We start from the raw sequence: 22524 nt of genomic DNA, 5'->3' as shown, positions 1-22524 counted from the left end.
TGATCCGCCCCTCTGGACACGCGTGTAAGTGATTGTCGGCGCAATGCAAAGGCTTCGTCTTGCGGGCGCGTGCTTTTCGTTTCAACGTGGCTTCCATGCATCAATCTTGTGTTCCCGTGCTGATATGCCCCCCGGCCGCCTTTGGTTCCGCCGCAGCCGCAGGCGGTGCGGCATGAGCCTGTTCGGGCCGCGCCGCCCGCTGTCGGCCGAAGAGTGGGAGTGGCAACTTGCCGCCTTTCGATGGCTGCTCGATGAACATGGCGGTCTTGCCGCGCATCGCGGACGGATTTTGGCTACCCCCGACGGCAGTTGCTTTCCCGACAGCCGCCTGACCGGCGACGACCGGGCGAATGAACTTTTGGGGGAGGTCATGGCGATTGCCGGCATCGCCGACTGGCCGGTGCGGCTGGTCATGGTCGACGGAGGGCGGGCGCACATGCCGGTGTCGGACCGGCATGCTATTGTCCATGCGGGCAAAAGCGCCGCCGGCACCTTCCAGCTCGTCGAGGATGGCGCAGGAGGGTGGCTGGCGGAGATCGTTGCGGCGCGCAGCCAGCTCGCCGACGAGGCGGCGCTCGTCGCGACATTGGGCCATGAAACGGCGCATTACTGGATGACGGCGACCCGCCGCGCCGCCCCCGGCGGGCCCGATTGCGAGGAATTGCTGACCGACCTTGTCGCCGTGGCGCTCGGCTTCGGCATCTTTCTCGGCAACAATGCCCGCTATGGTTATCACACGGCAGCGGAGGCAGGACAGGTCGGCGGCTGGTATCATTCGGGTTCGCAGGGCTATCTGTCCGAACGCGCGCTGATGACCGCGCTGGCGGTCAGCGAAGCGCTGGCGGGACGCGATCCGCTCACCGCTGTGCCCTATCTGAAGCCGCATCTTGCCGCCGACCTCAGGGATGCCGCGCGCTATGTGGCCAAACGCGACATTGTCGCCGATATCATGAATGTCGACCTTGCCGACTATGGATCGCCGCCGGAGCAGACGGCATGAGCCGGGCACCGCGTCTTGCCGGCTATGCGCTGATGGCGGTCGCGGCGCTGCTCGCGCTCGCGATGCGGCGCGGCGCGATCGACCAGATCGGCCCCTTTCCGGTCGCGGCGGTCGCGCTGCTCGTCGGCATGATCGGGGTTATGCTCGTGTTCACAGATTTGATGGTGCGCGGGCTCTATGCGCAGGTCGGCGCGGCGAAAAACGCCGCGCCCGACGAGGAGAAGCGACGCGATGAAAAAGAGTGAAGCCCGGACCCGCCGCATGCTCGCGGCGGCGCTGCTCGCGCTGGCGCCGGCAGCGAGCGTCATGGCCGACGAACCGGCGAGCGAAAGCGACCGTTTCTTTCTGGACGAGGCCGCAAGTGCGTGTCGCAGCGGCGATTTTCCGGCCTTCCTCTGGCCTTTCGCGAACAGTAGCGCCGTGCGCGCGCGTTATGGCACGGCTGCCGGTGGGGCCGACGATTTTCCGATCGTGATGATCGATTACAGCTATGTCACTCGCGCGTCGGAACGGCTGTTCGAGGCGAACGGCGGCGATCCGCGCCAGCTCGTCTATGTGCAGGTCGATTTCAGCACCGGGCCGGGCGGTGTCGAGCGTGTCGACTGGGTGCCGGGGCGGTTCGAACCCGACGAGGGCGACGGGCCCGGAACGCTGATCGAAAAGACCGGGCCGGGCGGGTCGCTGCATTTCCGGAAGGCGGCCGATTGCTGGCAATTGACGCAGGATATCCGGAACAAGGCCGGCGCGCCCTGACCGGCACGCCCCCTTTTCGTTCGACAGCTTCGGGGCTTGGCTTTATGACGGCGGCATGACCGATCGTCCGCATACGCCGCTGCTCGACACGGTGGATGTCCCAGCCGACCTCCGCAAGCTGAAGCCCGAAGATCTTCGCCCGTTCGCCGACGAGCTGCGCGCCGAGATGATCTCGGCCGTCGGCACCACCGGCGGTCATCTGGGCTCGGGGCTCGGCGTCGTCGAGCTGACGGTCGCGATCCATTATGTGTTCGACACCCCGCGCGACAAGCTGGTCTGGGACGTCGGCCATCAATGCTATCCGCACAAGATCATCACGGGGCGGCGCGACCGCATCCGGACCTTGCGGACCGGCGGCGGGCTTTCTGGTTTCACCAAGCGTAGCGAGAGCGAATATGACCCGTTCGGCGCCGCGCACAGTTCGACCTCGATCAGCGCCGCGCTCGGTTTCGCCATCGCCAACAAGCTGAAGGACGAGCCCGGACGCGCGATCGCGGTGATCGGCGACGGGTCGATGTCGGCGGGCATGGCCTATGAGGCGATGAACAACGCCGCCGCGGCGGGTAATCGCCTGATCGTCATCCTCAACGACAATGACATGTCGATCGCACCGCCGGTCGGCGGGCTTTCGGCCTATCTCGCCAAACTGGTGTCGTCGCGGCCGTTCCTCGAACTGCGCGAGATCGCGCGGCGCTTCGCAAGGAAGCTGCCCGAGCCGCTGCACAAGGCGGCGAAACGGACCGACGAGTTCGCACGCGGCATGGCGATGGGCGGCACGCTGTTCGAGGAGCTCGGCTTTTATTATGTCGGGCCGATCGACGGGCATAATCTGGAACATCTGATCCCGGTGCTCGAAAATGTCCGCGACAGCGACCATGGCCCGGTGCTGATCCATGCGGTGACCAAGAAGGGGCATGGCTATGCCCCCGCCGAGGCGGCGGCCGACAAATATCATGGCGTGCAGAAATTCGACGTCATCACCGGCGAACAGGCGAAGGCGCCGCCGGGGCCGCCCGCCTATCAGAATGTCTTCGGCGAAACGCTGGCGAAGCTCGCGGACACCGATCCGCGCATCGTCGCGATCACCGCGGCGATGCCGTCGGGTACCGGGGTCGACAAATTCGCCCAGGCGCATCCGACGCGTACCTTCGACGTCGGCATCGCCGAGCAGCATGCGGTGACCTTCGCGGCGGGGCTGGCGGCGCAGGGGATGCGGCCGTTCGCGGCGATCTATTCGACCTTCCTCCAGCGCGCCTATGATCAGGTCGTCCACGACGTCGCGATCCAGAATTTGCCGGTGCGCTTCGCGATCGACCGCGCCGGGCTCGTCGGCGCCGACGGATCGACGCACGCGGGCTCGTTCGATGTCACTTACCTCGCGACCTTGCCGAACATGGTGGTGATGGCGGCGGCCGACGAGGCCGAACTCGTCCATATGACCTATACCGCCGCCGAATATGACGACGGTCCGATCGCCTTTCGCTACCCGCGCGGCAACGGCACCGGGGTGGCGCTTCCTGAGGTCCCGCTAAAGCTGGAGATCGGCAAGGGCCGCGTCGTGCGCAGCGGCAAGACCGTCGCGATCCTGTCGCTCGGCACCCGCCTTGCCGAGGCGCTCAAAGCCGCCGACACGCTGGAAGCAAGGGGCCTGTCGACGAGCGTCATCGACCTGCGCTTCGCGAAGCCGCTCGACGAGGAACTGATTCGCAAGACGCTGGCGAGCCACGAGGTTTGCGTGACGATCGAGGAGAACAGTGTCGGCGGCCTCGGTGCGCATGTGCTGACTCTGGCAAGCGACGAAGGGCTGATCGATGCGGGGCTGAAACTGCGCACGATGCGCCTGCCCGACGTCTTTCAGGATCAGGACAAGCCCGAGCTGCAATATGACGCGGCGGGGCTCAACGCGCCGCAGATCGTCGATACCGTGCTAAAGGCGCTGCGCCACAACAGCGCGGGCGTCGAAGAGGCGGGCGCGCGGGCGTGAACTGCTAGGGCCAGAACCCATTAATTCCACGTTCGAGGTTTGAGGCGATTTTGCTCAGTGCGAGGAGAAAAGGCGCAGGAATATGTCGATATTTCAAGGCTTTTCGACGAAGCAATGAGCAAAATCGGTCAAATCCCGCAGGGACGCCGAAATGGCTTCGATCTCAAGCTTGCGCGATCTTGCGGGTAGCGATGCTACCCGCTGCACCCGCCCAAGCTCGATATCTTCGCCATTTCGACGCCTCGAACGTGGAATTAATGGGTTCTGGCCCTAACCGCGCGGAACTGGGGGCGGCATGAACTTCTTCAACCTCCTGAAGTCGCTCGACGAGCTGCTTTACGAGGTGATGTCGTGGCTGATCTTCTATCCGGTGACATTGTGGCAGGGGCTGACCCGGCCGCTCAAGATGATGGATTATTCGGACGCCGAGCAGGGTGATGCCGAGGAAAAGCAATATACCGACACGCTGTCGCCGCCGCTGTTCCTGCTGCTGACGCTGGTGATCAGCCATGCCCTCGAACTGTCGACGGTGGGCGAGAGCGCGATCGTCGCCGACAAGACCGGGCTGGGCGGGCTGGTCAACGACGATACGACCTATATCCTGATGCGCGTCGCCTTCTTCAGCCTGTTTCCGCTCGTCATGGCGGCGCGGCTGGTGCGGGCGCGGCATGTGAAGCTCGACCGGGTGCCGTTGAAGGCGCCTTTCTATAGCCAATGCTATGTCGCCGCGCCCTTCGCGCTGATGGTCTCGGGCGCCTCTATCCTGCTGCAGCTCAAGCCGCTCGCGGCGGGGATCGCGGGGCTGGTGCTGCTCGCGCTCGCGCTCTTGTGGTTCGGCAGCCTGCAGATCCTGTGGTTCGCGCAGCATCTGCGGATCAGTCGCTGGCGCGCCGCGCTGCACGCCTCGCGCGCGATGGTCGAGGCGCTGGTCCTCTTTGTGCTTTTTTCGCTGATCGTCACCTGACCCAAAAGAAAACGGCCCGGAAAGCCGGGCCGGTTTCATGCGCGATGCGGGGCGTTTCAGTTCCCCGGGATCGCCGCCGAGGCTTCGCGGCCGTCGCCTTCGGGGGCGGCGAGGATGTCGCGGGTGACGAGACCCTTGTCGACGACCTGCGTGTCGGGGCTGCCGACCTGGCTGCGGATGCCCGGGTCGCCGCGCGTGCCGTCGGCGCTGCCGATGATCGCGGCTTCGGTCGCGCTGCGCGGGGCGGGGCCGCCGAACAGGGCGCGCAGCGTCTGCTCTGCGGTCGATTCGCCGCCGGGGCGCGCCGAGCCGGGCGCGGGCGGGGTGAGCGCGAAATCGGGCGGTACGACGAGCGGCGCTTGACGCGACACGGCGAATTCGTCGGGCCGGTCGCGGCTGAACAGGCTGTTCGACCCGCAGGCCGACAGGGTCGATGCGGCAACGGCGACGGCGAGGATGGCGGTGGTCCGGTTCACTTGAAAATCTCTCCTATGCGCCCCGTTAATCGGCGGCGGCGCCCTTGTTCGGTGAAGGGGCTGCCTCGGGGGCCTTTTCGCGCAAGAGCAGCGCGCGCGCAACCAGCAAAAGCACCCCCAGGGTGATGCAGGCATCGGCGACGTTGAAGATCATGAAAGGACGAAAGTCGCCGAAATGCAGGTCGGCATAGTCGACGACATAGCCGTAGCGGACGCGGTCGACGATATTGCCCAGCGCGCCGCCGAGGATCATCGCGAGCGCGATGACGTCGCCGCGCGCCTTTTCGCGCGTCATCCAGATGGCGACCGCACCGGCGACGATTCCCGTCACCGCAACGAGCGTCCAGCGCGTCGTGTCGGTGCAACTGGCGAACATCGACAGCGAGATGCCGCAATTTTCCGCCCAGGTCAGGTTGAAGAAGGGCAGGATCTCGATGACGCGCTTCGGTTCGAGCGACAGCGGCACGATCACGACCCATTTGCTGACCTGGTCGAGAAGAAAGGCGAAGGCCGCGATCAACAGGCCGAAGCGCAGATACGGCGAACGTTGGCTACTCATTCCGCTTCCAATACCGTGTCGCAGCGATTGCACAAGCTGCCGTCGGTTTCGACCTCGGGCAGATGGCGCCAGCAGCGGCCGCATTTGTGGTTTTCGGTGCGGGTCACCGCAAGTTCGTCGCCGGCGCGGGCCACCGACACGATGAACACTTCCTCGAGCGCGGCGGTGTCGAGCGTGGGCGCGGGAATCGCGACTTCTGCCTCGAGGCTGGAGCGGATCGTCTTTTCGCGGCGATAGGGTTCGATCGCTTCGGTCACCGCTTCGCGCTGCGCGCGGACCCCGGCCCATTTCGTGCCAAGATTGGCATCGTTCCACGCGGCATCGACCGCGGGCCATTCGAGCAGGTGAACCGACGTCGCTTCGGGATAGCGCGTGCCCCACACCTCTTCGCTGGTGAACACCAGCACCGGCGCCGCATAGCGCACTAGCGCGTGGAACAGCGTGTCGAGCACGGTGCGATAGGCGGCGCGTTCGGCCGTCTGGTAGCCGGTCGCCGGGTTGACGTCGCAATAGAGCCGGTCCTTGCGGATGTCGAAATAGAAGGCCGACAGATCCTCGTTGCAGAAATCGGCAAGGCTGCGCGTGTAGCTGTTGAAGTCGAAATCATCGACCGCGCGCGCCAGCTTCGCATCGAGTTCGGCGAGCAGCGACAGCATATAGCGTTCGAGTTCGGGCATCGCCGCAACGTCGGTGACGCGCTCGTCTTCCGTGAACCCGTCGAGCGCGCCGAGCAGGTAGCGGAAGGTGTTGCGGAGCTTCCTATACTGGTCGGCGACCCCGGCGAGGATTTCCTTGCCGATGCGGTGGTCCTCGGTGAAATCGACCGACAGCGCCCACAGGCGCAGGATATCGGCGCCATAGTCGCGCATCAGGTCAATCGGGCTGATCGTGTTGCCCAGCGACTTGGACATTTTCATGCCCTTGCTGTCCATCGTGAAGCCGTGCGTCAGCACCGCCTTGTACGGCGCACGGCCGCGCGTGCCGCAGCTTTCGAGCAGCGACGACTGGAACCAGCCGCGATGCTGGTCGCTGCCTTCGAGATAGAGGTCGGCGCTGTGCGTCGAACCGTCGCGGCGGATCAGCGCCGGCCATTTGCCGCTTTCGAGCACGAAGGCGTGGGTGCAGCCCGAATCGAACCACACGTCGAGGATGTCGGTGATCCGCTCGTAATCGGCGGCGTCATATTGATCGCCGAGATATTCCTGTGCGCGCGCATCGCTCCATGCATCGACCCCGCCCGCCTTCACCGCAGCGACGATGCGGTCGTTGACCGCGGTGTCGATCAGATATTGGCCGCTCTTGCGGTGGACGAACAGGGTGATCGGCACGCCCCACGCGCGCTGGCGCGACAGAACCCAGTCGGGACGCCCTTCGACCATCGACCCGATGCGGTTGCGGCCCTTGGCGGGGACGAAGCGCGTATCCTCGATCGCCTGCATCGCAAGCTGGCGGAGCGTTTCGCCATCGCCTTGCGCGGCGCGGATATTCGCTTCGTCGGCGCAGCGCGGGGTGTCGCGGTCGATGACCTTGTCCATCGGCACGAACCATTGCGGGGTGCAGCGATAGATGACCTTCGCCTTCGAGCGCCAGCTATGCGGATAGCTGTGCATATAGTCGGCCGAGGCCGCGAGCAGCGCCCCGGCTTCACGCAGGTCGGTGCAGATCGGGCCGTCGGGGGCATTGAATTTCGGGTTGATCACGCTGCCCTGACCGCCGAGCCACGCCCAGTCGGCGCGATATTTGCCGTCGCCCTCGACCGCGAAGACGGGGTCGATGCCGTTCGCCTTGCACAGGTCGAAATCGTCCTCGCCATGGTCGGGCGACATATGGACAAGGCCCGTGCCGCTGTCGGTGGTGACGAAATCGCCGGGCAGGAAGGGGCGCGGGCGCGCGTAGAAGCCGCCGAGCGCGTGCATCGGGTGGCGGGCGATGGTGCCGGCGAGGTCCGCTCCGCGGATCGTGGGGCCAGCAGCTTCCAGAGTGAGAGCCAGGCTCGTTGCGCCGATTGCATTCAGGTCGATCGGGGGCAGCGTCGCGCGGCAGCGCGCCTCGAATTGTCGTGCCAGTTCTACCGCGAGCAGAACGGGACGACCTTCGTGCGGCCAACCTGCTTCTGCCAAGGCTTCGCTAACCGCGTTGGCGAGATTTTCGTCAGCGCCATAGGTCGCTTCTGCATCGGTGCGGAAGGCGTAGAGTGCATATTCGACCTCAGGCCCATAGGCCAAAGCCTGGTTGACCGGGATCGTCCACGGCGTCGTCGTCCAGATCACCGCATGCGCGCCGACCAGCTCGGGAATCGGGCTTTCGACGATCTCGAACGCCACGTCGATCTGGGTCGAGACGATATCTTCATATTCGATCTCGGCCTCGGCGAGCGCTGTCTTTTCGACCGGCGACCACATCACCGGCTTGGCGCCGCGATAGAGCTGGTTCGATTCGGCGAATTTCATCAGCTCGCGGACGATCACCGCTTCGGCGTCGAAATCCATGGTGAGGTAGGGGTGGTCCCAGTCGCCGCCGATGCCGAGGCGCTTCAACTGCTCGCGCTGGGTGTCGACCCAATGCTGGGCATAGGCGCGGCATTCGGCGCGGAATTCCTCGACCGGCACTTCGTCCTTGTTGAGCTTTTTCTTGCGATACTGTTCCTCGACCTTCCACTCGATCGGCAGGCCGTGGCAGTCCCAGCCGGGGACGTAAGGCGAATCCATGCCCTTCAGCGTCTGGGTGCGGACGACCATGTCCTTCAGGATATGGTTGAGCGCATGGCCGATATGCATGTCGCCGTTCGCGTACGGCGGGCCGTCGTGGAGGATGAACTGCTCGCGGTCCTTGCGCGCTTCGCGAATCTGCCCCTCGAGATTGCCTTCGAGCCATTTCGCCAGAATCAACGGCTCCTTCTGCGGCAGGCCGGCCTTCATCGGAAAGTCGGTCTTGGGCAGGAAGACGGTGTCGCGGTAATCGCGGGCTTCGGGGGCAGGCGTGCTGTCGGTCATGGCCCGGGCGCTTAGCGCAGATTTGCGTGGGAGCAAACCACCGTCGTCTTCAATTCCCGTTCGCATCGAGCGAAGTCGAGATGCCCATCGGGCGTACACGCCTTCGGGGTGTCTCGACTTCGCTCGACACGAACAGAATTTGCGAGGTTACTTCTGCCGCGGCCGCAGTGCGGGCCCGATTTCACGGATATCCTCGACCCAGATATAGCCGTTGAAGCTCGCGGGCACCTTCGCGAGTTGCTGCGGCGTCGTCAGCCCCTCGTTCGACTTGCCGCTTTCATAGGGGCCGAAGACGATGATCCGCGCGCCGACGCTGTCCATCCGCGCGATCAGCCGGTCGGGCCAGCCCCAGAAGGCCCATTGGTAATTGACCGGGATCGCGATCACGCCGTTCCGGCAGCTTGCGGGGACGATACCCGTCCAGCCCCACGTCACATAATCCTTCGAGCAGGCCATCGCCCCGGTCTTGAGGTCGAACGACCAGTTCGCGGGCAGCAGTTGGCGCATCCGCTTCACCGGAGCTTCGGCGCCGTAAAAGGCGTCGCCGATCTTGGCGCTGTCGCGGCCCGAGGCTTTCAGGAACGCAAACAATTGGTCGGCCTCGGCGGCATCCTTCGACTTGAAGTTGAAGAGGATCGGATGGACGGGCAGCGCCGCGAGGCCCTCCTCGACCGTCGGCATCAGCCCGACGCCCTTGCCGCGCAGCGGGAAGGTCTGGCCGCCGTCGGCGGTATAGCCATAGCCGATGTCGAGCGCCTTGAGCTCGGCCAGCGTCAGGTCACGCGTCGCGCCCTTGCCGTCGGTGCGGCAATCGACCGTCCAGTCGTGGAACAGCACCATGCGGCCGTCCTTGGTCGGCGCGACGTCGACCTCGACCATCGTCGCGCCCATGCCGACCGCGCGGCGCATCGATTCGGGGGTATTCTCGAACGTCGCGTCACGCGGCGGCAGGATATGGCGCGCGGTGCAGGTGTCGCGGCCGGCGGCAGCGCGCTTGTCGTAGAGATGATAGACGCCGCGGTGTGCGATCAGCTTCGGCTTGCCGGCCGGATCGGGGGCGAGAAAGCTGGCATTCGACAGCGTCAGCCAGGCGACGAGTGCCGCGAAGACCCAGAGAAAGATCTTCGTGCCGCGCTTCATCGGCTTTTTGGGTGGACCTTCGAGCCCCGCCGCCCAGTCGTCGCTATCGGCCATCTTTTCCCCCTCCGTGACCCCGGACCCGATCCGGGGTCCATGGATGCCGGATCAGGTCCGGCATGACGAGGGAAATTATATGTCCGCCAATAATTTGCGCGCTTCGTCGCAATCCGCCGCAATCTGCGCCATCAGCGCCTCCAGCCCGTCGAACTTCGCTTCGGGGCGGATGAAGGCGTGGAAGGCAACGTCAATTTCCTGCCCGTAAAGGTCTTCGGCGAAGTCGAAGAAATGCGGTTCGAGCAATTCCTTCGGCGGATCGAAGCTGGGGCGGATGCCGAGGTTCGCCGCGCCCTTCAGGATGCGCCCGTCGGGAAGGCGGCCGGTGACCGCATAGATGCCGTAACGCGGGCGCAGATAATTGCCCATGTCGATGTTCGCGGTCGGAAAGCCGAGCAGGCGGCCGTTCTTGTCGCCGTGCTGGACGGTGCCGCGGACGGTGAACGGGCGGGTGAGCAGGCGCGCCGCGGCGGCGCAGTCGCCGGCGTGCAGCGCGTCGCGGATACGGCTCGACGAGATCACTTCGTCGGCGTCGTCGACCGGCGCGACCATCTCGGTGAAGAAGCCGAGGCGGCGGGCGTGATCGGCGAGCGTCACGACATTGCCGCCGCGGCCCTTGCCGAAGACGAAATCGGCGCCGGTGACGACACCGGCGGCGCCGTAGCGGTCGAGGAGGAGCCCGGTAATGAAATCCTCGGCCATGGTGCCCGCGAGCGCCGCGTCGAAGGGCAGGACGAGCATCGCATCGGCGCCCGCCGCGGCGAACAACTCCTGCCGCTGGTCGAGCGTGGTGAGGCGGAAGGGCGGTACGTCGGGCTTGAAGAAGCGCACCGGATGCGGGTCGAAGGTCGCGACGATCGCAGGGCGGCCCTCGTCCCGTGCGTGACGCACGGCGCGGCCGACGACCGCCTGGTGTCCGGCGTGGAAGCCGTCGAAATTGCCGAGCGCGATCACCCCGCCGCGCAGCGGTTCGGCGATCCGGTCGTGGCCGTCGAGGCGGATCATCGCGCCGGAGCGGACGGGGGCGGCGCGGATGGGGGCGGTGCGGGGGACGCCATCGGGGCGATGCCCGCCTTCAGGACGCGGATCGCATTGCCGCCCATCGCGGCGCGAATTTCGTCGTCGGTAAAGCCCGCGTCGATCAGCGCCTGCGTCATCTGGACCAGCTTCGACGTGTCGAAGCGGACGGTGGTGGCGCCGTCATAATCGCTGCCGAGCGCGACATATTGGATGCCGACAAGGTCCTTCACATGCTTCATCGCCTTGGCGATGCTCGTGGGCGAGGTGTCGCACACCGCCGCGTCCCAGTAACCGATGCCGATCAGGCCGCCGGTCGCGGCGACCCCGCGGATCTGCGCGTCGTCGAGGTTGCGGTTGACCCGGCACGTTGCCTGCACGCCGCCGTGGCTGGAAACGACGGGGCGGCGCGCCATCTTGAGGATGTCGGCGACGCACGCCTTGCTGCAGTGCGCGATGTCGACGATCATCCCCTTGGCTTCCATCGCCTGCACGACCTGCCGGCCGAACGGCGTGAGCCCGCCCTTCTTGAGCCCGTGCATCGAGCCCGCGACCTCATTGTCGAAGAAATGCGCCGGTCCCGCCATGCGGAAGCCCGCCGCATAGAGCCGGTCGAGATTGGCGAGCTTGCCTTCGAGTCCGTGCAGCCCCTCGATGCTGAGCATGGCGCCGACCGGCACCGCCTTGCCGCGGCGCGCGGCGAGCAGCGCGTCGACATCGGCCGGCGCGGCGACGGCGCGCAGCTCCCCGCTCGACGCGGCGACCGCGCGGTGCAACTTTTCGGCGTGCCACAGCGAGCGTTCGAGCAGCGAGCCCCACGTCCGCAGCGGCTGGAGCTGGGCGATCGCCAGCGTCGTGATATTGTCGGTGTCGCCGCTATTGGCGTCATAATTCTGCCCCTTGGGCGACTTGGTCGTGCTGGCAAGCACCTGCAGCGCGACATTGCCGTCCTCGAGCCGCGGCAGGTCCATATGGCCGCGGTCGGCGCGATCGAGAATGCTGCGTTTCCAGAGCAGGGTGTCGCTGTGCAGGTCGACGATCGTCAGCGTCCGGTGCAGCGCCCTAGCTCGTTCGCTGACTTGCAGGAGCGGTTTGCCGTCGATCTTGTTCGTCCCGCGCTCGATCATCCCGGGCCCGAAGAGGAAGAAGCCGCCGGCGGCGACCAACGCGACGATCAATATGCCGAGGAGCCAGCGGCGCATCATGCTTTCCTGACGAAGGTGACGAAGCTGTAGGCGGGGCGCCCCGCCTCGTCGGCGGTGTGGTTTTCGCGCGCGACTTCTTTCCAGACGGGGGCGTCGGGATAGGGGATCGCGGCGTCGCCCTGTGGTTCGAGCGCGACCTCGGTCAGTTCGATGCGGTCGGCCTGGCCAAGGAACAGCCCGTAAATCTCGGCGCCGCCGATCACCATCACCTGCGGCGCGTTGGCGAGGCGCAGCGCCTCTTCGACGCTGTGCGCGACCTCGGCATTCTCGTCCTGCCAGTCGGCGTCGCGGGTCAGCACGATATGCCGCCGCCCTTCGAGCACCGCCGGCAGGCTGTCGAAGGTCTTGCGCCCCATGATCATCGGCCGTCCCATGGTGAGCTGCTTGAAGCGGCGCAGGTCGGCGGGGATATGCCAGGGCATCTTGCCGTTGGCGCCGATGACGCCATTGGCGGCGCGCGCCAGGATCAAGGTGATTTCGGGATGGTTCATGCGGGAGAGGTTCCGGCCCAGGTGACGTGGCCGAGCTTGCGGCCGGCGCGGACCTCGGCTTTGCCATAATGATGCACATGCGCGGCGCCGTCGGCGAGCAGCTCGGGCACGCCATCGATGTCGTGGCCGATCAGGTTGCGCATGACGACGGGCAGGGCGACGGTTGCGGTGTCGCCGAGCGGCAGGCCCGCGACGGCGCGGATGTGATTTTCGAACTGGCTCGTTACCGCCCCTTCGATCGTCCAGTGGCCGCTATTGTGGACGCGCGGCGCCATCTCGTTGAAGATCGGGCCGTCGTCGGTGGCAAAAAATTCGCCGGTGAGGACGCCGATATAGTCGAGATCGTCGGCGATTTTCGCCAACAGCGCGCGTGCTTCGTCCTGCTGGTCGAGGATTTGTCGCGGTGGCGGCAGCGAGGACGTCGCGAGGATGCCGCCCTCATGGACGTTGACGCTGCTGTCCCAGAAGCGCGTCTCGCCGTCGATGCCGCGGACCATCAGCACCGAAAATTCGTGTGCGAAGGTCACGAAGCCTTCGAGCACCGCGGCGTGGCGGTCGATCGCATCCCACGCCGCATCGGCGTCGCCGGCGGCCGCGAGGCGCGCCTGCCCCTTGCCGTCATAGCCCATGCGCACGGTCTTGAGGATCGCCGGAGCGCCGACCTGATCGAGCGCGGCGTCGAGCGCGGCGCGGTCGGGGACCGCGGCAAAGGGAGCGGGGCGGCCGCCGAGCCCGGCGACGAAATTCTTCTCGGCGAGCCGGTCCTGCGCGATTTCGAGGACGCCGGCCCCGGGGCGGACGGCGACATGGCCCGACAGGAAGCGCACCGTATCGACGGGCACATTTTCGAACTCATAGGTGACGACGTCGCATGCGGCGGCAAAGGCGGCGAGGCGCGGTTCGTCGTCCCACGCCGCCTGCGTGTGCTGCGCAGCGACCTGCGCGGCGACACTTTCGGCGTCGGGGGCATAGATGTGGATATGGTAGCCGAGTTGCGCCGCGGCGACGGCGAGCATGCGGCCGAGCTGGCCGCCGCCCAGGATTCCGATGGTCGAACCGGGTGGCAACAAAAGCTCAGCCCTCACGCACGGGGACAGGCGCCACACTGTCGGTCTGCGCGGCGCGCCAGGCATCGAGTCTTGCGGCGAGGCCGGGATCGTCGTTGGCGAGCAACGCGGCGGCAAACAGCCCGGCGTTGGTCGCACCCGCCTTGCCGATCGCGAAGGTCGCGACGGGAATGCCGCCGGGCATCTGGACGATCGAATAGAGGCTGTCGACGCCGTTCAGCGCCGCCGACTGGACCGGCACGCCGAGCACCGGCACCCGCGTCATCGACGCGACCATACCGGGCAGGTGCGCGGCGCCGCCGGCGCCCGCGATGATCGCCTTCAGTCCGCGATCCGCGGCGCTCTTGGCATAGGCGATCAGGCGGTCGGGGGTGCGGTGCGCCGAGACGATCTGCACCTCGTGCGCGATGCCGAATTCCTCGAGGATCTGGACCGCGTGCGTCATCGTCGCCCAGTCCGACTGGCTGCCCATGATGACGCCCACCAGCGGCGCATTCTCGCCCATCGATCAACCCTCCTCGCGGCGCGATTCACCGCCGTCGCCCTTCCCCTAGCGACTGTACCCGATGGGGGCAACGCCGCGCGGCGGGCGCGTTTACCGATTGGTATCATGTCGGGGGTTACACCGCTTCGCACCGTCGGCATCCCGCCGCCGGAAACTGGGGTCGCACCGGGGACAGAGAATGGATAGCGTAGGGGGGGCACGGATAGCGGTCGACCAGTTCGGCGTCGCTCCGATCGTCTCCATCGAAGACGAACTGCGCGACGTGCGCCGCGAACGCGATGCGCTGCGCCGCGAGAATCGCGTCCTGAAGATCGCCGTCGCCGAACTCGAGCGCGTGTCCGAACGCGATACGCTGACCCCGCTTTACAATCGCCGCTATTTCCTGACTGCGATCCATCACCGTCTGGCGCGTTTCGAACGCCATGCCGAATGCGCGGCGGTCGTGTTCGTCGACGTCAACCAGCTCAAATATATCAACGACAGCTTCGGCCATGCTGCGGGCGACTTCGCCCTGATGGAAGTCGCGGCGCGGCTCGCCGCCTCGATTCGTTCGACCGATGTCGCGGCGCGGATCGGCGGCGACGAATTCGGGCTGATCCTCGACCAGTCGACCGAGGGCGGCGCGCGCGCGCAAATCGAACGGCTCGGCGAGGTGCTCAGCACCGGTCCGGCGCTCTACGACGGGAACGAAATCGCGCTGTCGGCGTGTTTCGGGGTCGCAATGCTGCAGGTCGGGATGGCCGAGGCCGACATATTGGCCGCCGCCGACCGCGACATGTATCGCTGCAAGCAGCGGCAGGACCGGCCCCGGTCGCACCGTTAGGGTTAGGGTTCAAGCCGGCCTAAACCGATCGTTAACCAAAAAGGCGCATCGTCGTCCCCGGACCACAGGGGGGTATGGCATGCAAACGCAGGGCGATCCTTTTCACGACATTCAGGGCCGGATCACCGGCCAGATCGGCGCATTGGCCGAGGCGCTGCCGCACTGCGCGCTGGCGCAGATCGTCCAGGGCATCGACGATATCCGCTGTCTGGCGCGCGACAATGGCTTCGGGGCGGTCGAGACGCTCGCCAGCCGGCTCGAATCGGCGGTCGCCGCGGGCGGTTACCGCGCGGCGATCCTGACCTATCTCGACGCGATGAGCGACGCCGCGAGCGCGCCGCGGGGACCGCTCCCCGCCGCCGCGGAGGAAGCGTGGCTTGCTTCGGTGGCGATGCGGCTCGGCCATTGACCGCGGCGCGCTGACGTCGCAGGTCGGATTATGGACGCGATCATGCTGGCCCTCGTCGCGGTGGCGCTCGCCAATGCCGACGGACGAACGGGCGCCTCTCTCTCGAACCTGCTGAGCGTGCGCAGCGACCGGCGCGTCGTCGTCGTTATCACCTTTGCGGCCTTCATCCTCAACGCGGTCGTCGCGGCGGTCCTCGGGTCGGTAGCGAACCGGATGATCGGGCAGGGCGTAGCGGCGCTGCTCGTCGCGTTTGCGATGCTTTCGGCGGTGGTTGCGCTGCTCTGGCGCGACCGCGCTGTCCCCTCCGACGCGGACCAGGCCCCGCCCGCGCTGCTTGCCGGGCGGATGCTGGTCACCCAATTCGGCGACCGCAGCCATTTCCTGATCGGCGCGCTCGCCGCGACCAGCGGCGCGGGAGTATGGGCGGCGGCCGGCGGGCTGGTCGGCTGGACGATCGCGATGCTGCCCTTCCTCGCTTTCGGTCCGGCGCTGCGCGAAAAGCGGGCAGCGCGTATCGTCCGCGGGGCGAGCGCTGCCGTGCTGCTGATCTGGGCGCTCCGTACCGCGCTCGGCGCCTTCGGACTGATCGGCGGCTCTGCCTGAAAAATTTCGGATCATCGATTTTTTCGATGATAGCGACGCAGAGCCTTCATGGGCCTTCGCGGTGCCGGCCTCCTATATCGGAGCGGCAACAGAAAGGATCTCTCCCATGTCCGAAACGATGACCCAGAAAAACCAGCCCGCGGTTGCCGACGCGCTCAACACGCTGCTCGCCGACAGCTTCGCGCTCTATCTCAAGACGAAGAATTACCACTGGCACGTCCACGGCCCGCATTTTCGTGAACTGCACCTGCTGTTCGACGAACAGGCGACGCAGATCCTCGCGACGACCGACCTGATCGCCGAGCGGGTGCGCAAGAATGGCGCGGCGACGCTGCGCTCGGTCGGCGACATCGGCCGCCGCCAGTCGATCCGGGACGATGATGCGGCCGGCGTCGCGCCCGACGCGATGGTCCGTGCGCTCGCGGAGGACAACCGGACGCTGCTCGCGCAGATCCGGGAAGCGAAAGCGGCTGCCGAGGAGGCGGGCGACATCGCGACGAGCGGGCTGGTCGACGGCTGGGCCGACGAAACGCAGCAGCGCATCTGGTTTCTGGAAGCGACGCTGGGATATTGAGGTGCCGCGTGAGTGTGCGAGGGCTCCAGGGTGCCGGAGCCTCTCCTCCCGCAGCAATATCTAGAAACTTAGTTCGTCGTAGATCTTCGAAAGGTCGTGGTTCCACGCGCCGTCATAGCGGTCGAGCAGGTCGTGCGCCGGCGATTTGCCGCTCTTGGCGATGCGGCGCAGCGGTTCCAGGAAGCCGACCTCGTTGTCGCCCATCGAATTGACCTCGCCGCGCGCGGCCAGCCCTGCCGCGGCGATATCGAGCACGCGGTGTGCGAGTTCGCCGAGCGTGCCGCCGCCGGGGGCGGGGGCGTCAAGGCCTTCGGCCGGGACGGCATCGCGGAGCGTCTGCTGTTCCTCGATGCTCCAGCCCTTGACGAGGTCCCATGCGGCATCGAGCGCGCTTTGGTCGTAGAGTAATCCGACCCAGAGCGCGGGCAGGGCGCAGATCCGGTTCCACGGGCCGCCGTCGGCGCCGCGCATTTCGAGGAAGCTTTTGAGCCGCACCTCGGGAAAGGCGGTCGACAGATGGTCGTTCCAATCGGAGAGGCGCGGCTTTTCGCCGGGCAGCGCCGGCAGTTCGCCCTTGAGGAAGTCGCGGAAGCTTTGCCCCGCAGCGTCGATATATTTGCCGTCGCGGAAGACGAAATACATCGGCACGTCGAGCATATAGTCGACATAGCGTTCGTAGCCGAAGCCGTCTTCGAATACGAAGGGCAGCATGCCGGTGCGTGCGGGATCGGTATCCGTCCAGATATGGCTGCGGTACGACATATAGCCGTTGGGCTTGCCCTCGGTGAAGGGCGAGCTGGCGAAGAGCGCGGTCGCGAGCGGCTGGAGCGCGAGCGACACGCGGAACTTCTGCACCATGTCCGCCTCCGACGAATAGTCGAGGTTGGTCTGGATGGTGCAGGTTCGCAGCATCATGTCGAGCCCCATGCTGCCGACGCGCGGCATATGTTCGAGCATGATCTTGTAGCGGCCCTTGGGCATGATCGGCAGTTCGGCGCGCGTCTTGTCGGGCCACATACCGAGGCCGAGGAAGCCGAGCCCGAGCTCGGCGCCGACTTCCTTGACCTGCTTCAGGTGGCGGCCAGTCTCGGCGCAGGTCTGGTGGAGATTTTCGACCGGCGCGCCCGAAAGTTCGAGTTGCCCCGCAGGTTCGAGGCTGACGGTGCCGTCGCTGCCCGCCAGTGCGATGACATTGTCGCCCTCGATCACCGGTTCCCAGCCGAAGCGGGTCAACGCCATCAGCAGGTCCCGAATGCCGCCGGGTTCGTCATAACCCGGGGCGCGATGGTCGGCGGTGCGATAGACGAATTTCTCGTGCTCGGTGCCGATGCGCCAGCGTTCGCGGGGCTTTTCGCCCTTGATCATGGGGACTGCGAGGTCGCTCGCATGTTCGACGACGGGATCGTTGCTGTCCGAGGCGGTGCGCGTGCTCATTTCGCGCATTTAGACGGTTCGGTACAAAATACAATCGGCTGTTGCAGCGCCTTTTGCCCGCCTATTTGACCTGCGCGCGCAGGTTGATCGTGAAGCTCGATCCCGGTGTCATGCTGCCCTTCGGATTGACGCGGACATGGGTGACATTGGTGTCGACACCATTGGCATCGGCGACCGGGGTATAGGTCCAGGTCGCGCCGCCGTTGTTCGAGAAGCTGATGTCGTCGCTGCCGCTCGCGAGGCTTGTGAAGCTGTAGGTCAATCCGCTGCTCCCCGCGGTAAAGCCGATCGGCCCGGGCCCGGGTGCATAGGTGCCGACGAACAGCGCAAGGTTCGCGGGGATCGCGTCGGTAACGATGACGCTGTTGCTCGTCGGCGCGGTGCCCGACGGCGCGGTGACGGTGATGCTATAATCGGCAAAACCGCCGGGGATCAGCTTCGGGTTCGTCGTCCCGTTCACGGGGTCGCTATAGGGGACCGAAGTCTTGGCGATCGCGAGCGGCAGGACATAGGCGTTGGTGTAGGTGCAGACCGTCGCCGTCGTGCTCGGCTGGATCGTCAGCGTCCGTCCCGTCGCGCCGCTGGCCAGCGGGCTGCCGCCGGTGCATTCGACGGTGGCGTTATAGAGCGCGGCGACCGCGCCGCCGCCCCAGCTTTCGGCGGGAAGGGTCACGACGTCGCCCGCGCGCATTATGACCTGCGTTCCGTTCGTCGCGGTCGGCGCGGTCGAGCTGAAAGTCGCGTTGGCGGTGCCGCCGCTGGTCGTCGCGCTGGCGGTGTGGCCGGCCGTGGCGCCCGACCACGCCTTGGCGAGGCGGAATTGCTGCGCGATGCGGCTGTTGGTGAAGGTGCAGACGATCGCGGTATCGGCGGGATTGACCGTCAGCACATTATCCGAAAGCGCAGTCGTATTGCCGGTGCAGGCGAGCGTCTGCGCATAATTGGCGCCATTGCCCACCGTCCAGCTTTCGGTCAGCGCGCCGCTCTCGGCGGCATAGACGGTGACCGCGGCATTGGTGTCGGTTTCGTTGGCGCTGTTCGCGACCGACGACAGCGTCGCATCGTTGGTAAAGCCGTCGCTGGCGACGGTGACGGCGTTGGTCGTCTGGGCGTTGACCCAGGTCTTGCGGACGACGAGCGTCGCCGATTTGCGGCTGTTGGTAAAGGTGCAGGTCAGCGATGTGCCCGAGGGCATGGTGACCGTCCGGCTGAGCCCGCTGCCCGCCGTGGCGACGACGGCATTGTCGCTGTTGCGGCGGCATTCGATGCTGCTGGTGTAATTGGCCGCCGACCCGGTCGTGAAGCTTTCGGTCAGGGTCAGCGTCGAACCGGCGACGGCGACGGCGGTTGCGTTGGTGGCGCTGCCCCCGACCGTCGACGATCCGGCGACGGGGACGAGGCCCCCCGAAATCGACAGGCCGACCGCGTCGCCCGCGATCCCGTTCGTCCAGCTCTTCGCCAGCACGACGGGCGAATCATTGTCGGTGATCGTATAGGTGCTCGCGGTGCGCGGGGTGCCGCCGCAGCTCGATGTGCTCGATACGGTGTAGCCGGTGCCCGTGTTCAGCGCGATCTGGATCGTCTCGCTACCCTCGCTCACCGTATCGTCGATGATCTGGATGCCGAGCGGCACGGTGACATTCTGATAGGTGCCGGCCGGAATGGTGACGGTGAAGGTCGCGCCGCCGCCGGGCGTCGTATAGTCGGTGCCGCGCGTCGCCGTGCCGCCGGTAATGCTGACGTTGACGGTCCGGGCGGAGAACAAGGTGCCGCTGACGACAAGGCCCGGCAGGTTCGCCGCCGGGATCGATTCGACCCCGGAGGCGGTCGCGGCCGACAGCTCGATGAACGGATTGAGCGTGATGCGGATGTCGTCGAGGAAATTGCCGTAGCTGCCCGCGTCGGTGGTGATGAACTGGACGCGCTGGACGCCCGATGCGCCGCTGTAGGTCGCGGTGCCGGTGTTGACGTTCCAGACCTGGTTCGCCGTGGTCGATGCCTGCGTCGCCAGATTCTGGATCAGCGTGCCGCTGCCGTTCGCGATCTGGAAACGCGCCGTCTGCGTCGCCGGGCCGCCCGAGCGGGCGCGATGGGCAAAGGTCCAGCCGATCGTCTCGCCGTTCACCATGCAGATATTCTGGTAGAGCGCGCCGGGCACATTGGCGTTCATTTCGGCGAACACCGAACCGTCATAGGCGGGAACGCCCTGAAAGCCGGTATCCCACAGCTCGATCTCGCCCGACGCCGAATCCCAGCCGGTCACCGATCCGTTGGCGTAGATTTCGTAATTCGCCGCGCCCGCGCCCTGCGGGTTGTTCGATTCGAACGAGGGATTGACGATGACGCGCTGCGCCATCGCGGGGGCGCCGACCCCCGCGGCGATCAGGAGGAGTGCGCCGAGGCGCGCCAAGCGACCCAGCGAAGCCATCAGTTGACCGTCACGTTGAACGCGACCGCCATCGCGGCGGCCGGGGCGAGGGTCGCGGTGGTCGCCGATACGGTCGCGCCCGCGAACGACGCGCCGAACGGGTCGCTTTCGTCGGCGCCGCTGGCATTGTCGTCCTCGACCGTCGTCGCCCCGGCACAGCTTGTTCCGCTGCGCAGCGAGCCGGCAACGAAGGTCACCGTCGGCGGCAGCGGATCGGCGATATTGATCGCGGTCGCGGTGCTGCTGCCGTTGTTCGTCACGAGCAGGCAGTAACGCATCGTCGCGCCGGGGATCGCCTTGGGGTCGGTGGTGCCGTTGACCGGATCGCTGACGATGCCGCTCGTCTTGGCGATCGCGAGATTGCCGACCGGGCGGCAAAAGACGATGTCGTGGATCGCCATCCCCTGCTGCCCCGGATTTGCGGGCGCGATCGAATGGCTGCCATATTCGATGACGATGGTGTCGACCGGCGCGGTGAAGGTCACGGTCACCGTCCCGTTGGCGCTGGTGTCGGCCGACAGGACGTCGCCATAGGCGCTGTTGCCGATGACATAATTGCTGACCCCGTTGGTCAGTACCGGCGTGACGGGCGATCCGTTGAAGCTGCCCGTGACGGTCACGCGGTCGGCGAACTGGCCCGACGAATAATCGATGTCGAACAACCGGAACTGCGCGCCGGGAACCGCGGTCGGCAAGGTGATCGTCGAGGTGACGGTGCCCGCCTGGCTGGTGAAATCGACAAGCTCGAAGATCGAATATTGCGCCGGCGACAGCCCGCCGGTGACGACATTCTGCCGCGTCGGCGACTGTCCACCATAGGTCGCGTTGCTGAGGAAGCTGCCGCCGCTGATCGTGATGCCGAAGTTCGTCGTGCCGATGCCGGCAAGCGCATAGCTGCCGCTGGTCGCTCCGGCCGACCAGCTGATATTGTCCCAGTCGTGGGTCGTCGTCAGCGCGGGGCAGACGAGCGTCGGCGCGACGCCCGCGGTGCGCGTACCCGACACGGTGAAGCTAGCCGAATCGCCATCGTCCTCGCCGGCGGCGCCGTTGCCGGGGGTCGAGTCCATGTCATAGGCCGAAGAGGCGCTGATCTCGGCGCTGTTGGTGACGGTGGCGCCCGACGTTGCGGTCACCGTGCCGCTGATCGTCAGCGTTCGCGTCGTACCCGGCGGGATACTGCCGACGGTCCAGACCCCCGTACCGCTGCTGTAGCTTCCGAAGCCCGAGGCGCCGGTGAAGGCGAACCCCGGCGGCAGGCTGTCCTGCACCGTGACGCCGGTGGCGGTGAGCGGCGAGGCGCTCGCATTGGTGACGCTCAACGTATAGCTGATGCTCGCGCCGAACGCCGGCGATGCGCTGCTCACCGTCTTGGTCAGCGAAAGGTCGGCATAGGGCGTGAGCGGTACGGTGGTGAGATAGAGATGTGCGCGGGCAAAACTGCCGCTGTCGCCGTTCAGTGAATCGCAGATCGTCAATTGCCAGCTTCCCGCCGACGCTTCGCCGTTGAAGCTGGCGAGCGAGCCTTCGGGCCTGAACGTGCGCTGATAGGGCGGGGCGGCGGTCGTATTGTCGTTCGAACTGTGCGTCGAGATGCTCGCCGCCGCGCTGTCGTCGAACAGGACGTTCAGATTGTCCGCCGATGTGCCGACGTTGGTGATCAGGTTGACCACCGTGCCGCCGGGCGACACCAGCTTCGCGCGCAGGTCGCCGCGATAGGTGTGGCTGAGCTGGACGCCGATATCGACGTCGGTGACCTGCATGTTCGCCGCGACGGTGAAATTGCGCACCAGCGGGGCGGTACATGGCGTCGCCGTCTCGCTGATCGTTCCGCTGACGGTGTTACTGTAGCTTGTGGTGGTCTGCGCCCCGACGGGCGCAGCGACGAGACCCGCCGCCAGACAGGCGAGCGCCATCAACGCTCGCAATAGCTGCACATACTGGTCCCCACACCAGCAGTTTCGGCTCTGGTCCCGCCGCTGCATGGCGGCGCTATGGGGCAATTGTGGCTAACAGCGGGTTAAGATTGGGAAGTTTGGGCCGTCATT

General features: G+C 66.3%; 21 protein-coding genes. 9 read left to right on the top strand and 12 right to left on the bottom strand.

Going from position 1 to position 22524, the window contains the following annotated elements; translation table 11 throughout:
• Nucleotides 1–172: 172 nt before the first annotated feature.
• From LH19_RS20760 to LH19_RS20740, 5 genes are all read left to right on the top strand, one after another.
• On the top strand, nucleotides 173–1000 hold the full coding sequence (locus LH19_RS20760; RefSeq protein ID WP_054731664.1) for a hypothetical protein: 828 nt from the start codon (nucleotides 173–175) through the stop codon (nucleotides 998–1000).
• On the top strand, nucleotides 997–1245 hold the full coding sequence (locus tag LH19_RS20755) for a hypothetical protein (RefSeq protein ID WP_054731663.1): 249 nt from the start codon (nucleotides 997–999) through the stop codon (nucleotides 1243–1245). Before LH19_RS20760 ends, LH19_RS20755 begins: the two co-directional genes overlap by 4 nt.
• Nucleotides 1232–1753: a hypothetical protein gene (locus tag LH19_RS20750; protein WP_145923545.1), complete on the top strand. Its 522-nt coding sequence runs from the start codon at nucleotides 1232–1234 to the stop codon at nucleotides 1751–1753. Before LH19_RS20755 ends, LH19_RS20750 begins: the two co-directional genes overlap by 14 nt.
• 55 nt (nucleotides 1754–1808) lie before the next feature.
• Nucleotides 1809–3737, top strand: coding sequence for a 1-deoxy-D-xylulose-5-phosphate synthase (dxs, locus tag LH19_RS20745; protein WP_054731661.1), 1929 nt, complete (start codon nucleotides 1809–1811; stop codon nucleotides 3735–3737).
• Nucleotides 3738–4032: 295 nt separating this feature from the next.
• Nucleotides 4033–4701, top strand: a complete 669-nt coding sequence (locus LH19_RS20740) for a hypothetical protein (RefSeq protein WP_054731660.1) — start codon at nucleotides 4033–4035, stop codon at nucleotides 4699–4701.
• 56 nt (nucleotides 4702–4757) lie between these two features.
• Here the strand turns inward: LH19_RS20740 and LH19_RS20735 are convergent, their stop codons facing one another.
• The 9 genes from LH19_RS20735 to purE all read right to left on the bottom strand — a co-directional run bounded on the left by LH19_RS20735 (nucleotide 4758) and on the right by purE (nucleotide 14208).
• Complete coding sequence (locus LH19_RS20735; protein ID WP_054731659.1) at nucleotides 4758–5177, bottom strand: DUF3035 domain-containing protein; 420 nt, start codon at nucleotides 5175–5177, stop codon at nucleotides 4758–4760.
• Between the two features lie 25 nt (nucleotides 5178–5202).
• Nucleotides 5203–5736, bottom strand: coding sequence for a signal peptidase II (gene lspA / locus LH19_RS20730; protein WP_054731658.1), 534 nt, complete (start codon nucleotides 5734–5736; stop codon nucleotides 5203–5205).
• Nucleotides 5733–8729, bottom strand: a complete 2997-nt coding sequence (locus LH19_RS20725; RefSeq protein WP_054731657.1) for an isoleucine--tRNA ligase — start codon at nucleotides 8727–8729, stop codon at nucleotides 5733–5735. Before LH19_RS20725 ends, lspA begins: the two co-directional genes overlap by 4 nt.
• Before the next feature lie 147 nt (nucleotides 8730–8876).
• Nucleotides 8877–9923 carry a glycerophosphodiester phosphodiesterase family protein gene (locus LH19_RS20720; protein WP_082395965.1) on the bottom strand — a complete coding sequence of 349 codons (1047 nt, stop codon included), beginning with the start codon at nucleotides 9921–9923 and terminating at the stop codon, nucleotides 8877–8879.
• Nucleotides 9924–9998: 75 nt separating this feature from the next.
• Nucleotides 9999–10928, bottom strand: coding sequence for a bifunctional riboflavin kinase/FAD synthetase (locus LH19_RS20715; protein ID WP_054731656.1), 930 nt, complete (start codon nucleotides 10926–10928; stop codon nucleotides 9999–10001).
• Nucleotides 10925–12142 carry a dipeptidase gene (locus LH19_RS20710; protein WP_054734035.1) on the bottom strand — a complete coding sequence of 406 codons (1218 nt, stop codon included), beginning with the start codon at nucleotides 12140–12142 and terminating at the stop codon, nucleotides 10925–10927. Before LH19_RS20710 ends, LH19_RS20715 begins: the two co-directional genes overlap by 4 nt.
• A complete protein-coding gene (locus LH19_RS20705; protein ID WP_054731655.1) occupies nucleotides 12142–12636 on the bottom strand; it encodes a dihydrofolate reductase in 495 nt (164 codons plus the stop codon). The genes LH19_RS20710 and LH19_RS20705 overlap by 1 nt, the downstream gene beginning before the upstream one ends.
• The gene (locus LH19_RS20700) at nucleotides 12633–13706 is read right to left on the bottom strand and encodes a 5-(carboxyamino)imidazole ribonucleotide synthase (RefSeq protein ID WP_234715982.1); all 1074 of its coding nucleotides are present in this window, start codon (nucleotides 13704–13706) and stop codon (nucleotides 12633–12635) included. Before LH19_RS20700 ends, LH19_RS20705 begins: the two co-directional genes overlap by 4 nt.
• Before the next feature lie 4 nt (nucleotides 13707–13710).
• Nucleotides 13711–14208, bottom strand: a complete 498-nt coding sequence (gene purE, locus LH19_RS20695) for a 5-(carboxyamino)imidazole ribonucleotide mutase (RefSeq protein ID WP_054731654.1) — start codon at nucleotides 14206–14208, stop codon at nucleotides 13711–13713.
• Nucleotides 14209–14386: 178 nt separating this feature from the next.
• Between purE and LH19_RS20690 the strand changes: the two genes are divergently transcribed.
• The 4 genes from LH19_RS20690 (at nucleotide 14387) to LH19_RS20675 (ending at nucleotide 16617) form a co-directional block, all read left to right on the top strand.
• Nucleotides 14387–15031: a GGDEF domain-containing protein gene (locus LH19_RS20690; RefSeq protein ID WP_054731653.1), complete on the top strand. Its 645-nt coding sequence runs from the start codon at nucleotides 14387–14389 to the stop codon at nucleotides 15029–15031.
• 79 nt (nucleotides 15032–15110) lie between these two features.
• Complete coding sequence (locus LH19_RS20685; RefSeq protein WP_054589242.1) at nucleotides 15111–15440, top strand: hypothetical protein; 330 nt, start codon at nucleotides 15111–15113, stop codon at nucleotides 15438–15440.
• 42 nt (nucleotides 15441–15482) lie between these two features.
• The gene (locus tag LH19_RS20680) at nucleotides 15483–16043 is read left to right on the top strand and encodes a hypothetical protein (RefSeq protein WP_234715981.1); all 561 of its coding nucleotides are present in this window, start codon (nucleotides 15483–15485) and stop codon (nucleotides 16041–16043) included.
• Nucleotides 16044–16149: 106 nt separating this feature from the next.
• The gene (locus LH19_RS20675; RefSeq protein WP_054731651.1) at nucleotides 16150–16617 is read left to right on the top strand and encodes a Dps family protein; all 468 of its coding nucleotides are present in this window, start codon (nucleotides 16150–16152) and stop codon (nucleotides 16615–16617) included.
• 60 nt (nucleotides 16618–16677) lie between these two features.
• Here the strand turns inward: LH19_RS20675 and LH19_RS20670 are convergent, their stop codons facing one another.
• The 3 genes from LH19_RS20670 to LH19_RS20660 all read right to left on the bottom strand — a co-directional run bounded on the left by LH19_RS20670 (nucleotide 16678) and on the right by LH19_RS20660 (nucleotide 22413).
• A complete protein-coding gene (locus LH19_RS20670) occupies nucleotides 16678–18051 on the bottom strand; it encodes a glutamate--cysteine ligase (protein WP_054734028.1) in 1374 nt (457 codons plus the stop codon).
• 61 nt (nucleotides 18052–18112) lie between these two features.
• A complete protein-coding gene (locus tag LH19_RS20665) occupies nucleotides 18113–20479 on the bottom strand; it encodes a beta strand repeat-containing protein (protein ID WP_054731650.1) in 2367 nt (788 codons plus the stop codon).
• A complete protein-coding gene (locus LH19_RS20660; protein ID WP_054731649.1) occupies nucleotides 20479–22413 on the bottom strand; it encodes a proprotein convertase P-domain-containing protein in 1935 nt (644 codons plus the stop codon). The genes LH19_RS20665 and LH19_RS20660 overlap by 1 nt, the downstream gene beginning before the upstream one ends.
• Nucleotides 22414–22524: the final 111 nt, after the last annotated feature.

Source organism: Sphingopyxis macrogoltabida (assembly GCF_001314325.1).
GTDB lineage: Bacteria > Pseudomonadota > Alphaproteobacteria > Sphingomonadales > Sphingomonadaceae > Sphingopyxis > Sphingopyxis macrogoltabida.
Note: the sequence above shows the minus strand (reverse complement) of the source record. Positions and strands in the feature narration are given on the sequence as shown.